Annotated in this window: 11 protein-coding genes; 8 read left to right on the top strand and 3 right to left on the bottom strand. The window is 68.2% G+C overall.

Annotated elements, in window-relative coordinates; all coding sequences use genetic code 11:
• Positions 1-182: 182 nt before the first annotated feature.
• Genes AB4Z55_RS25205 through AB4Z55_RS25195 form a run of 3 tightly spaced genes read left to right on the top strand, consistent with a single transcriptional unit; the run spans position 183 to position 2104 of the window.
• A complete protein-coding gene (locus AB4Z55_RS25205) occupies positions 183-668 on the top strand; it encodes an enoyl-CoA hydratase (RefSeq protein WP_369520879.1) in 486 nt (161 codons plus the stop codon).
• Between the two features lie 6 nt (positions 669-674).
• A complete protein-coding gene (locus tag AB4Z55_RS25200) occupies positions 675-1382 on the top strand; it encodes a hypothetical protein (protein WP_369520878.1) in 708 nt (235 codons plus the stop codon).
• Between the two features lie 50 nt (positions 1383-1432).
• Positions 1433-2104: a VOC family protein gene (locus AB4Z55_RS25195; RefSeq protein ID WP_369520877.1), complete on the top strand. Its 672-nt coding sequence runs from the start codon at positions 1433-1435 to the stop codon at positions 2102-2104.
• 91 nt (positions 2105-2195) lie between these two features.
• Here AB4Z55_RS25195 and AB4Z55_RS25190 read toward each other — a convergent pair whose 3' ends face one another.
• Complete coding sequence (locus AB4Z55_RS25190) at positions 2196-3392, bottom strand: NADP-dependent malic enzyme (RefSeq protein ID WP_033204498.1); 1197 nt, start codon at positions 3390-3392, stop codon at positions 2196-2198.
• A gap of 268 nt (positions 3393-3660) precedes the next feature.
• Here AB4Z55_RS25190 and AB4Z55_RS25185 point away from each other — a divergent pair, with 268 nt between their 5' ends.
• The 4 genes from AB4Z55_RS25185 to AB4Z55_RS25170 all read left to right on the top strand — a co-directional run bounded on the left by AB4Z55_RS25185 (position 3661) and on the right by AB4Z55_RS25170 (position 8938).
• Positions 3661-4326 carry a GntR family transcriptional regulator gene (locus tag AB4Z55_RS25185; protein ID WP_354561660.1) on the top strand — a complete coding sequence of 222 codons (666 nt, stop codon included), beginning with the start codon at positions 3661-3663 and terminating at the stop codon, positions 4324-4326.
• Positions 4323-5585 carry an MFS transporter gene (locus AB4Z55_RS25180; RefSeq protein ID WP_354561359.1) on the top strand — a complete coding sequence of 421 codons (1263 nt, stop codon included), beginning with the start codon at positions 4323-4325 and terminating at the stop codon, positions 5583-5585. Before AB4Z55_RS25185 ends, AB4Z55_RS25180 begins: the two co-directional genes overlap by 4 nt.
• 117 nt (positions 5586-5702) lie before the next feature.
• Positions 5703-7781, top strand: a complete 2079-nt coding sequence (locus AB4Z55_RS25175) for a DUF6541 family protein (protein WP_354561358.1) — start codon at positions 5703-5705, stop codon at positions 7779-7781.
• A 320-nt stretch (positions 7782-8101) separates the two neighbouring features.
• A complete protein-coding gene (locus tag AB4Z55_RS25170; RefSeq protein ID WP_369520876.1) occupies positions 8102-8938 on the top strand; it encodes a hydrolase in 837 nt (278 codons plus the stop codon).
• 19 nt (positions 8939-8957) lie between these two features.
• On the opposite strand, the gene galE is transcribed toward AB4Z55_RS25170, so the two are convergent.
• Both galE and rfbB read right to left on the bottom strand, forming a co-directional pair.
• Positions 8958-9977: a UDP-glucose 4-epimerase GalE gene (gene galE, locus AB4Z55_RS25165; protein ID WP_004022136.1), complete on the bottom strand. Its 1020-nt coding sequence runs from the start codon at positions 9975-9977 to the stop codon at positions 8958-8960.
• A gap of 48 nt (positions 9978-10025) precedes the next feature.
• A complete protein-coding gene (gene rfbB / locus AB4Z55_RS25160; RefSeq protein ID WP_369520875.1) occupies positions 10026-11030 on the bottom strand; it encodes a dTDP-glucose 4,6-dehydratase in 1005 nt (334 codons plus the stop codon).
• Between the two features lie 132 nt (positions 11031-11162).
• Here rfbB and rfbA point away from each other — a divergent pair, with 132 nt between their 5' ends.
• Positions 11163-12038, top strand: a complete 876-nt coding sequence (gene rfbA, locus AB4Z55_RS25155; protein WP_369520874.1) for a glucose-1-phosphate thymidylyltransferase RfbA — start codon at positions 11163-11165, stop codon at positions 12036-12038.
• The last annotated feature ends 1 nt before the right edge of the window (position 12039 follow it).

Raw genomic sequence — 12039 nt, 5'->3', positions numbered from 1 at the left:
TATGCGCCCAATAGCGGATTCCGTCAGATCTACTCGCGAGGGGTCAGTTACTACGTTCTCGTTCCCTGAAATCGAGCGTTACAGCCAAAGGCCCTGGGCGAGTTGCATGCCCTTCGACGGGCGCTGCTTGCTGCGAGGCGCGCAATTCCGACGAGAAGCAGAATAGTCCTAGCGACGGAGAGTTGGACGTGAAGAAACTGGCTATTGTGGTTTTGCTGGCCGCATTCGCGGCGGCGATGGTGTCTGGTGTCGGTCAGGCGACTGCTGCGCCGATTCCGAACATCGCGCTCTACGGCAACAACTTGGGCACGATGGGCGACCATTCCTACTGCCGCGGGACCGTCAACGTGACGATCCGTACACCGCAGAACAAGCGTGGCGTTGTCCGGGTCACTGCACGGTCCGCTGGTTTTGTTGGAGAAGGTGCGAGCTGGAAGCGGAACCCGAACTGCCGCGTGCTATTTCAAACGACGTATACCAGCATCCGGGGTTACGCGCTGCACAAGTGGGTGCCGGCGACGTTCGGCACCCGCCCCGGATCAAAGAAGGCATGGGATGTCCCGACCGGGTCGGGGCCGGCGACGGTCGGAATCACGACCTACGCCATCAACAACCCAGTTCGGACACCGACCGGTGGACTCGTCGGATTCCACATGCTCGTTCCCTGACCCCAGATGACCAACCCAACCATCCCACGCGACGGCGACCCGCAGGCCTGGGCCGAGCGGGCCGTCGTCGTGTGCGGGACAGCCGGTGGCGTTGGGACGTCGGTTGTTTCGGCGCTGCTTGCCGAGCATCGGGCGTCGTCGACGCTCGGGTTGCTCTCATGGTGGGTGGACGCCTCGGGCAACGATTGCGACATCGAGCTGCGACTGCGTGGTTCGGGGAATCAGGAACTGCTCCGCACGGCGTCGGGGACCGGCCTGTGGCTTCCGCCTGACGATGCGACGGCCACCGATGCCGTCGTCGAAACGTGGCGGCAGGGCGCGGTTCCCGTTGTCGACGCGGGTGCCCATCCGCTCACGCTGCTGCCCGAGCTCGCCGAAGACGACCTCCCGAACCTCACCCCGGTTCTCGTCATCGCGGCGCGACCCGACCTGCTCAACCGCGCCCGCGTCGTCTTCGCCGAATGGGACCGGGCAGGCGTACTCGAGAAGACGATCGTCGTCATCTCCTCGCAAATGCCGACCACCCACGACGACGGACTCGCCGACATGCTGGTCAATGTGGTGTCCGGGGCAGTCGGCGGCGTGATCGGCCTCGACTACGACCCCGTCATCGGCGCGGGTACCGCCCTCGATCAGGATGCGCGCCGCGGGTTCCTTCCGGCGACACACCAAGCGATCGCAACACTTGCCGCGGCGACCACCAATCGAAGCTGAACCGCGCGCACCCTTTCGTAAAGCCGATGAAGCGGGCAGCATGGGGCGGTATGACCGGCTCAACCCGCTCACCGCTCACCACCGCCCAGGCTGCCGAGATGGTGGCCGATCCCTGGCGCGTCATCGCCGACAGGCTGGTCGCCGCCTACAACACCGGCTCGATGGTGCGCGGCGGTGAGTTCGTCGCGAAGATCATCGACGCCGCCGAGGAAGCGAACCACCACCCCGACATCGATCTGCGTTACGGGACAGTGCATCTCGTGCTCACCACGCACAGTGCGCATCAGCTCACCGAAGCCGATGTCGCGCTGGCGAACCGGATCACCGGCATCGCCGCGGACCTCGGCCTCGAACCTGCGTCCGCACCCGTCACGCAGTTCAACCTGGCCATCGACGCCCTCGACATCCCGGCCATCCGGCCGTTCTGGAAAGCGGTGCTGGGTTACGGCGACGCCAGCGAGCGCGAACCCGTCGACCTCGTCGACCCCGCCGGCCGACTGCCCAGCGTCTGGTTCCAGCAGATGGATGAGCCTCGCCCGCAACGCAACCGCATGCACGTCGACCTGTGGATTCCGACCGACGAACTCCACGAGCGTCTGCAAGCCGCGATCACCGCCGGCGGACAACTGCTCACCGACGAGTACGCACCGGCCTTCTGGGTGCTCGCCGACGCCGAGGGCAACGAGGTGTGCCTGTGCACCTGGCAGGACCAGAACTATTGAGCCCTCTCTGACCAATGGACCTCAACTCGACTGCCAGACTTCGATCGAAGTCTGGCAGTCGAGTTGAGGTCTGGCAGTCAGTGCTGAGCGACTACGAGCAGTGCCCCTCCGCGCGGGCGACCTCGGCGACAGCAGCCGCGACGGCCGGGGCGACCCGGTCGTCGAGCGGGCTGGGCACGATGCGATCGGCGCGCAGGTCGTCGGCGACGACCGAGAAGATGGCCTCTGCCGCAGCGATCTTCATACCCTCGCTGATGCGGCGTGCGCCTGCGTCGAGGGCACCCTTGAAGACGCCGGGGAACGCGAGCACGTTGTTGATCTGGTTCGGGAAGTCGCTGCGGCCGGTCGCGACGATCGCGGCGTACTTGGCCGCGGCCTCCGGATGGATCTCCGGGTCGGGGTTCGACAGCGCGAAGACGATCGAATCGTCGTTCATCGACGCGATGAGCTCTTCGGGGATGAGTCCCGCTGAGACACCGATGAAGACGTCGGCGCCGGCGAGGGCCTCGACCGCGCCGCCGGTCAGTCCGCGCGGGTTGGTGCGGGAGGCCAGTTCGCTCTTCGACTCGTTCAGTCCGTCCCGTCCCTGGGACACGATGCCCTTGGAGTCCAGCACCACGACGTCGGAGATGCCCACTGCCAGCAGGATGTTCGCGCAGGCGACGCCCGCGGCGCCGGCGCCCGAGATCACGACCTTCAGGCCGGCGAGGTCGCGGCCGAGGTGGGTCGTCGCACCCTTGAGGGCGGCGAGTACGACGATCGCGGTGCCGTGCTGGTCGTCGTGCATGACCGGGCAGTCGAGGGCCTCGATGACTCGACGCTCGATCTCGAAGCATCGGGGCGCGGAGATGTCCTCGAGGTTCACGGCGCCGAAGCTCGGACGCAGCCGGATGAGGGTCTCGACGATCTCGTCGGGGTCCTGGGTGTCGAGGACGATCGGGATCGAGTTGAGTCCGGCGAAGCTACGGAAGAGTGCGGACTTGCCCTCCATGACCGGCAGCGAAGCGCGCGGTCCGATGTCGCCGAGTCCCAGAACTGCCGATCCGTCGCTGACGACGGCCACCAGCCGGTCGGTCCACGTGTACTTGTTCACCAGGGTGGCGTCGGTGTCGATCGCGCGCGACACCTGGGCCACGCCCGGGGTGTAGGCGATCGACAGGTCGCGCTGCGTGTCGATGGGGGCGCGCAACTCCACCGAGAGCTTGCCGCCGACGTGCGCCAAGAAGATCTCTTCATCGGTGATGGGGTGATCGGCGATCGTGGGTTCGGTGTAGGGGGTCTCACCCATACGTGTGTCCTCCGTGCTCGTCACGGGTCCTCCTGGAATGCCGCGAAATATGCGGGTTGCATCGTCTCGCCGGCCACGCTGCCCGCGAGCTAGAAGTGATCCGCATCGACGCGAGCGGGTGGACTCAGCGGACGCGGGTCGGGCTCGTGTGAGCGGGGTGACGCTCGTTACGGCCGGATTAAGTGTCTCACCGTCTGGGATTGTGCCGATAGGTGGGTCGGGCCAGGTAGACCACCCAATGGTCATTGGTAAGGTACAACTTGTGTCTATGTTGCATGCGACCACCGAATCTGCTGCTGAGCGGGTATACGCCGAGGTCAAAGAGCAAATACTCACAAACGAGATTGCCGGCGGTGAGCTGATCAGCGAGGGCGAGATCGCTGCGAGGTGCTCTGTGAGCCGCACTCCGGTGCGCGAGGCATTCCTGCGTCTGGAGACAGAGGGCTGGATGCGCCTCTACCCCAAGCGCGGGGCGCTCGTGGTGCCGATCGGCGAGCGCGAGATCCGGGACGTCGTCGACGCTCGGCTCCTCCTCGAACGGCACGCGGTCCAGTCGGTGGTCGCGCGCCCGGCCGCGACCGCCGCACTCGTGCGGAGTCTGCGCGACAACCTGACCGCGCATCGCAGAGCAGACGCCGCTGACATCCGGCAGTTCGCGCGGATCGACGCCGAGTTCCATCAGCTGATCGCCGCAGCCGGCGACAATCCGTTGCTCTCCGACTTCTACACGACGTTGGGGGAGCGCCATCGTCGGATGACGACGGCCTCGGTCCACCGGGACGCCGCCGTCGCCGCCCGAATCCTCGACGACCACCTCGCGCTCCTCGACGCCGTCGAGTCCGCCGATGCCGACCGCTTCGACGAGCTGCTCGCCGGCCACCTCGTCGCGGTCCACGATCTACCCGGACACGACCTCCCCGGGGCACGGGCGTGAGCGCCGGCCGCGCGCGCTTCGGATGGCCCGCCGTCGCGCTCGCCGTGTTCGCCACCGCGTGGGGCGGCAACGAGTTCACGCCGCTGCTGGTGATGTACCGCCAGATCACCGATCTGTCACCGGTGGTCGTCGACGCGCTGCTGTTCGCCTACGTGCTGGGCATCGTGCCCGCTCTGCTGATCGGTGGTCCGCTGTCGGACCGGCTGGGTCGACGACCACTCATGCTGCCCGCCCCGCTGTTCGCGGCCGTCGGTTCGGGCCTGCTGGCCGCAGGATCGGAGTCGGTGGCGCTGCTCACCGCAGGGCGCGTGTGCAGCGGGATCGCGCTGGGTCTGTCGATGGCCGTCGGCGGGAGCTGGATCAAGGAGCTCTCCGACCGCGACGGCGCGCGGACCGGGGCCGGTGCCGGTCGCGCGGCGATGAGCCTCACCGCCGGTTTCGGCGTCGGGGCGGGAGTGGCCGGTGTGCTCGCGCAATGGGGACCCTGGCCGCACGTCCTGCCCTATCTGATCAACATCGGCGTCGCGGTCGTGGCGGCGAACCTGATCGTGCTGGTGCCGGAAACGCGTGCCCGGCAGGCTTCTCCGGGGCGTCTGCGCGACGACCTGCGCATCCCGTCCGCAGGTCATCGTCGTTTCCTGGTCGTCGTGATGCCGCTCGCACCCTGGGTGTTCGGTGCCGCGGCGTCGGGCTATGCGATCGTCCCCGCCCTCATGTCCGCGCGCACCGCGGGAGCGCCGATCGCGTTCGCCGGCCTGTGCTGCGTGGTCGGTCTGACCGCCGGTTTCGGCATCCAGTCGCTGGGGCGGCGGATCGACCGGCCGGGGAGTATCCGCGGAGTCGTCGTCGCCCTGGTGGTGCTCGTGGTCGGAATGGTCCTGGCGGCGGTGGCCGCCCACGTGCTGACCGTCTGGGTCGCGCTCCTGGCGTCGACGGTGCTCGGCTGTGGCTACGGCATGGCGATGATCGCCGGTCTCCTGGAGGTGCAGCGCATCGCCGGCCCCGACGACCTCGCCGGTCTCACGGCGGTCTACTACGGCGTGACCTACCTGGGCTTCGCCGTGCCTGCGGTGCTGGCGTGGATCTCGGAGACGTGGGTGGGGATCTCGTATCCGATGATGTTCGGGTTCGGGGCCGTCGCCGCCGTCGTGTGCTTGGCGGTGACACTCGTCGGGCATCGACGCCACGGGCCGGACGCCGCGGTCGACCCGCATGCCCCGCTCGCGACCGCAGACCTCGGGGCCGCCCGGGCGCGGTGACCCGGCACCGCCGCGCAACCACCCGGTACCCTGCTGGGAGTTTGGTCGGCCACCGCAGGCGGTGTGGTCGACGGTGCGACGGGGAGTGCAGCGGGTGAGTGTGGAAAGGCGCGGGCGATGATGCTTGGGGCATGGGTCGTCGTGGTGTCGGCGCTCGTGCTGATCGTGCCGGGCGCGCTCGTCGGCCGGCGGATGAACCTCCCGTGGCCGGTCGCGCTGGCCGCCGGCCCGCCCATCACCTTCGCTCTCGTCTCGATCCTGACGGTGCTGTACTCGATCGTCGGTTTCGAGTGGAACGGGGTGTCGGCGCTCGTCGGCCTGGTCTTCGCGGTCGCCGGCGCCTGGATCTATTCGGCGCTGCTGCTCACGCGCCGGGGTAGACGGCTGGCGCCGCCATCCGAGGACACCGGTGAACACCGGGTGGGCCGCACGGCGGTGCTGCGGGTCGCCGCGGGCCTCGCACTCGGGGGCATCGTCATCGCCGTCACCTGTATCCGGCCGATCGTGAACACCGCGTTCGCGGGTCTCGGCAACATCTCGCAGGTGTGGGACTCGTTGTGGCACGCCAGTTCTCTGCGCTGGATCCACGAGACGGGCATCGGCTCGGCCATGCGTATGGGCGAGCTGATGAACTACGACACCCAGGGCTTCAACTACTACCCGAACACCTGGCATGCGCTGGGCGCGCTGCTGTTTCCGCTGACCGGCGTCGACCCGGTGGAGCTCTACAACACCTATTCGCCTGCGGTGCTTGCGGTAACCGTGCCGCTCGGCGTCGCGTCGCTGGCCTACTGGTTCGCGCGGCACCGCTACGACGTCGACTCGGCCGCCTTCATCGCCGGCACGGCGGGAGCGCTGAGCGCGCTGTTCCCGTCGCTGCCGTACGTCGAGATCCAGCTGACCTCCGTGCCCAATGCGGTGGGCGTCAGCCTGGCGCCGGTGGCCGCCGTGCTCGTGATGAGCGTCGTCTCGGACCGCTCCCGTGTGTTGCCCGCCGCGCTTGCCGTTGCCGGTGTGACCGCCACGCACCCGTCCGGTCTCATCGTCGTCGGCGTGATCGTCGGCCTATGGTGGCTGTGCGAGGGTCTGTGGCGTCCGGTTGCCGGGCGCCTGCGCGACCTTGCGGCCCTGGCGGTGACGGCCGTGCTGACACTGGTCCTCATCGCGCCGGTGGTGCTGGGTACCATCCGGGTCGCCGACACCAACGAGCTCCCGTTCTTCGACTTCCGCGAGGACACGATCGGCGTGCTCGACGGACTTGTCAAAGGTGCGTTCAACGGGACGATCCCGCTCGAACTCGACCACTTCCCGGTGTGGCCGCTGATCGCCGTCACCCTGCTGGGCCTGATCGCGCTGGCCTGGTCGCGGTGCTGGGCCGGGCTCGCCGCGTGGTTCGTGTTCGCGCTGGTCACCGCCAACGCCATGGTGTCTCTCGGCCCGCTGTCGGCGCCCCTCGGGGTGATCGGCGGGTACTTCTACAACTCGCCGCATCGCCTCACGTTCGTCGTCGCGATCATCTCGGCGGCGGCCGCCGGTGTGGCGATCGGCGCTCTCGCGCTGGGCGTGGCCGGCTTCGTCCGACGCCGCGCGGTGTCCGGTCAGGCCGAGGGCCGGGAACCGGGCGAGACGACGTCGGGGAAGGCGGGCTGGGTGGTGGCCGCGACGTATGTGGTGCTGCTGGCGCTGATCGCCGGCGCCGCCGTCGTCCGCTATCCGCCGAATGCGCAGATCGCGTCGAAGGAGCGGGGCGGCAAGTACGTCGGCCCCGACGACCTCGCCGCCTACGCATGGCTGGCGTCGCAACCCGATGCCCAGGACGTGCTCGTCCTGAACAACCTCGACCAGGGGACCGGCTGGCTCTACCCGGTCACCGGGGTCACACCCATGTTCCCGTTCTATCGGGCCAACGAGTTCTCGGAGCGGCAGCGCGACGTGTTCTGGGGTGTGTCGAAGATCGGCGCCGACCCGGCGATCGACCAGATCGTGCGAGACATGAACGTGCACTACGTCATCGACTCGCCGCCGAGCTACTGGGAGTTCCAGCGCGGCATGCCCGATCCCTCGCGGGGTCACCAGGGGGACCCGTTCCTGTCGCTACGGCAGAACGGTGCGCCCGGACTGACCGAGGTGTTCCGCCGCGGCGACGCCGTGATCTACCGCGTCAACGACCTGGTCTATCCGCCGCCCGCGCCCTGATCGTCCTGCTCGCTGCTCCTCGAACCCGAAAGAAGCGACCCCCCTCCGCTCCCTGCTCCCCTAACCCGAAAGAAGCGACCCCCCTCTGCTCCCTGAGGTGCGAGGAGCGCAAGCGACGAGCCTCGAAGGGCCGGCGAGGCACGTCACCACGCCCTTCGTGGCTCGCTTCGCTCGCACCTCAGGGAGCAGAGAGGACGCCGCTGGCACCTCAGGGAGCAGAGGGGATGCCGCCGGCACCTCAGGGAGCAGAGGGGATGCCGCCGGCACCTCAGGGAGCGGAAGGGGGGTCAGTGGTCACGAGCAGGGGCTAGCGTCGACACATGCGGCCCTGGATGTGTGTCTTCTGCGCCAACGAGTTCCCGCCGGGCGAGACCCCGCCCGCGATGTGCCCGATCTGCGACGACGACCGGCAGTGGCTCCCGGAGAGCGGACCGGGTTTCATGCCGTTGGACGAGACCGCCGACAACGCACTGACCACCGACGAGGTGGAATCCGGCCTGACCGCGCTGACGGTGCGTCCGTCGGTCGGGATCGGGCAGCGCGGCTTCGTGATCGCCACGTCCGACGGGAACATCCTGTGGGAGCCACCGGGGTTCATCGGGCCCGCGCTGGTCGAGTGGCTCGAACGGCACGGCGGGCTCGCCGCCGTCGCCGCCAGCCACCCGCACCTCGTCGGCGCGAGTGTGTCGCTCAGTCATCGATTCGGTCGGGTGCCGGTGTACTACAACGACTTCGACCGACGCTGGGTAACCCGCCCGGACCCGGTGATCGAATTGTGGACCGACACGGCTGATCTTCCCGGCGGGGTGCGACTCGTCCGGTGCGGTGGGCACTTTCCCGGGAGCGCGGTCCTCCACCTACCCCACGCCGCGAACGGGCGGGGCGCGATCCTGACCGGTGACACCGTCAAGGGCGTGATGCAACCGGGCATGGTCACCTTCATGCGCAGCTACCCGAACATGATTCCGCTGTCGCCGCGGCTCGTCCGCCAGATCGTCGACCGTATCGGTGAACTCCGGTTCGACCGGCTCTACGACGCGTTCGGCGTCGTGATCGACCACGACGCCCGCGGCGTCGTCGAAACCTCCGCCCGGCGCTACATCGGCTGGGCGACAGACGAGATCGTCGACCCCGACGACCCGCACACGCCCGCCTGAGCGGGGGCCGGGGACCGCCTCAGGCGTCCGGGTACCCCTTCGGATTGCCCGACTGCCACCGCCAGGTGTCCGCGCACATGTCGTCGATGGTCTTGTCGGCGTGCCAGCCCAGGTCGGCGTTCGCCCGAGTCGGGTCGGCGTAGGACGCGGCGATGTCACCGGCACGACGGGGAGCGACCTCGTAGGGGATGGGTCGGCCGCTGGCCCGCTCGAACGCGTGCACGACCTCGAGGACCGAGACGCCCTGGCCCGTACCGAGATTCCACGTCGACATGCCGGCCCCTCCGGTGCTGATCCGGTCGAGCGCGGCGACGTGACCCGCGGCCAGGTCGTCGACGTGGATGTAGTCGCGGACACCGGTTCCGTCCGGGGTGTCGTAGTCGTCGCCGAACACCGACAACTTCTCGCGCCGGCCGACCGCGACCTGCGCGACGAACGGCATGAGGTTGTTGGGGATGCCCGACGGGTCCTCGCCGATCGTCCCGCTCGGGTGAGCGCCCACGGGGTTGAAGTAGCGCAGCGCCGCGATACGCCACAGATCCGAACTCGCGGCGACGTCGCGCAGGATCTGCTCGATCATCACCTTGGTCCAGCCGTACGGGTTGGTCGCCGACGTGGGCAGATCCTCGGTCATCGGCAGTTCGGGCTCGGCACCGTAGACCGTCGCCGAGGACGAGAACACCAGCGTGTGCACGTCGTGGCGCTCCATCGCGCGGAGCAGCGCGAAGGTCGTGCCGAGGTTGTTCTGGTAGTAGTCGAGCGGTTTGGCCACCGACTCGCCGACCGCCTTGTACCCCGCGAAGTGGATGACCGCGTCGATGTCCTCGTGGGCGAAGAAGTGTTCGGTCTTGTCGACGTCGGCGAGGTCGAAGGCGTGCACCGGGATGGAACGCTCGGTCAGCGCCTCGAGCCGACCGACGACAGTCGGTTTGGCATTGCTGAAATCGTCGACGATGACCACGTCGTGTCCGGCGGAGACCAATTGGACGACGGTGTGCGAGCCGATGTAGCCCGCGCCGCCGCTCACGAGTACGCGCATGACCACCACCGTATGCGGCGACCCTGAGAACCGGCCACGCGTGTCGTGTCAGCCGGTGACGCGTTCGGTGGCGGCGTATTTCTGTTCGACTGATTCTTTGGTGGGTTGCCACCAGGCGGGGTGGTCGCGGTACCAGTCGATGGTGGCGGCCAGGCCGGTGCGGAAGTCGAGGTAGGAGGGGGTCCAGCCGAGTTCGGTGCGCAGGCGGGTGGAGTCGATGGCGTAGCGGCGGTCGTGGCCGGGGCGGTCGGTGACGAAGTCGAAGGCGTCGGTGGGCTGGTCGAGGAGTTCGAGGATGGTTTCCACGACGGTGCGGTTGTCGACTTCGCCGTCGGCGCCGATGAGGTAGGTCTCACCGATGCGGCCGCGGTCGATGATGGTCCAGACGGCGTCGTTGTGGTCGTCGACGTGGATCCAGTCGCGGATGTTGCGGCCGTCGCCGTAGAGCTTGGGGCGCACGCCGGAGAGCACGTTGGTGATCTGGCGGGGGATGAACTTCTCGATGTGCTGGTAGGGGCCGTAGTTGTTGGAGCAGTTGGAGATGGTCGCGGCGACGCCGAAGGAGCGGACCCAGGCGCGGACGAGGAGGTCGCTGCCGGCCTTGGTCGAGGAGTAGGGGCTCGACGGGTTGTAGGCGGTGGTCTCGGTGAAGCGGGCGGGGTCGTCGAGGTCGAGGTCGCCGTAGACCTCGTCGGTGCTGATGTGGTGGTAGCGCACCTGGTGGGTGCGGACGGCTTCGAGCAGGGTGTAGGTGCCCACGAGGTTGGTGGTGACGAAGGCCGACGGGTCGGCCAGGGAGTTGTCGTTGTGGGATTCGGCGGCGAAGTGCACGACGAGGTCGGCCTCGGCGACCAGGCGGTCGACGAGGGCGGCGTCGGTGATGTCGCCCTCGACGAGTTCGACGCGGTCGGCGACCGGGGCGAGGGTGTCGGGGTTGGCGGCGTAGGTGAGTTTGTCCAGGACCCGGATCGAGGTGTCGGGGCGGGTGGCCAGCGTGCGCAGCACGAAGTTGGCGCCGATGAACCCGGCACCCCCGGTCACGAGAACACGCACGTGCGACGCCTTTCGTCGAGGTCGGTGGACGCCGTCACTCTACCGAGCAGCCGGTGCGGGCGTCCCGGGTGAACGCATGGTGGCACGACGCACCTGGCGTCGCGGAGGGTGTCGGGCATTACCCTGATCGCCATGAAAGGGATCATCCTGGCCGGCGGTACGGGCACCCGGCTTCACCCCATCACGCAGGGGGTGAGCAAACAGCTCGTCCCGGTCTACGACAAGCCGATGATCTACTACCCGCTCTCGACGCTCATGCTGGCCGGCATCCGCGACATCCTGATCATCACCACCCCGCACGACGCCCCGGCCTTCGAGAACCTGCTCGGCAACGGGGACCAGTTCGGCATCAACCTGACCTACAAGACCCAGCCCTCGCCCGACGGCCTCGCCCAGGCCTTCGTCCTCGGCGCCGAGCACATCGGGACCGAGTCGGTCGCACTCGTGCTCGGCGACAACATCTTCTACGGCCCCGGTCTCGGCAGCCGGCTGCAGGGTTTCGAGAACCTCGACGGCGGTGCGGTCTTCGCCTACTGGGTGGCCAACCCGGAGGCCTACGGCGTCGTCGACTTCGACGCCGACGGCACCGCCATCTCGCTGGAAGAGAAGCCCGCCGACCCGAAGTCGAACTTCGCGGTGCCCGGTCTGTATTTCTACGACAACGACGTCGTCGACATCGCCCGTGACCTGAAGCCCAGCGCCCGCGGCGAATATGAGATCACCGACGTCAACGCGCACTACCTCGACCGCGGCAAGCTGTCGGTCACCGTGCTGCCCCGCGGGACGGCCTGGCTCGACACCGGAACGTTCGACAGCCTGCTCGACGCCGGCAACTTCGTGCGCACCGTCGAACAACGGCAAGGGCTGAAAATCGCTGTTCCGGAAGAGATCGCCTGGCGCCAGGGTTATCTGAACGACGATGAGCTGCGGGCTCGGGCCGACACATTGCGCAAGTCGGGTTACGGTGACTACCTGCTGGAGCTCCTTCAGCGTGGCAAGGGTTTCTGAC

Origin of the sequence: Gordonia sp. ABKF26 (genome assembly GCF_041103195.1) — a bacterium.
Classification (GTDB): domain Bacteria; phylum Actinomycetota; class Actinomycetes; order Mycobacteriales; family Mycobacteriaceae; genus Gordonia; species Gordonia terrae.
This window is presented reverse-complemented; position numbering and strand designations above follow the sequence as displayed.

Excerpts from the sequence above, each read along its gene's own strand:
- AB4Z55_RS25200 (WP_369520878.1), top strand. The coding sequence starts at position 675 with ATGACCAACCCAACCATCCCACGCGACGGCGACCCGCAGGCCTGGGCC.
- AB4Z55_RS25195 (WP_369520877.1), top strand. The coding sequence starts at position 1,433 with ATGACCGGCTCAACCCGCTCACCGCTCACCACCGCCCAGGCTGCCGAG.
- AB4Z55_RS25190 (WP_033204498.1), bottom strand. The coding sequence starts at position 3,392 with ATGGGTGAGACCCCCTACACCGAACCCACGATCGCCGATCACCCCATC.
- AB4Z55_RS25185 (WP_354561660.1), top strand. The coding sequence starts at position 3,661 with ATGTTGCATGCGACCACCGAATCTGCTGCTGAGCGGGTATACGCCGAG.
- AB4Z55_RS25175 (WP_354561358.1), top strand. The coding sequence starts at position 5,703 with ATGATGCTTGGGGCATGGGTCGTCGTGGTGTCGGCGCTCGTGCTGATC.
- AB4Z55_RS25170 (WP_369520876.1), top strand. The coding sequence starts at position 8,102 with ATGCGGCCCTGGATGTGTGTCTTCTGCGCCAACGAGTTCCCGCCGGGC.
- galE (WP_004022136.1), bottom strand. The coding sequence starts at position 9,977 with ATGCGCGTACTCGTGAGCGGCGGCGCGGGCTACATCGGCTCGCACACC.
- rfbA (WP_369520874.1), top strand. The coding sequence starts at position 11,163 with ATGAAAGGGATCATCCTGGCCGGCGGTACGGGCACCCGGCTTCACCCC.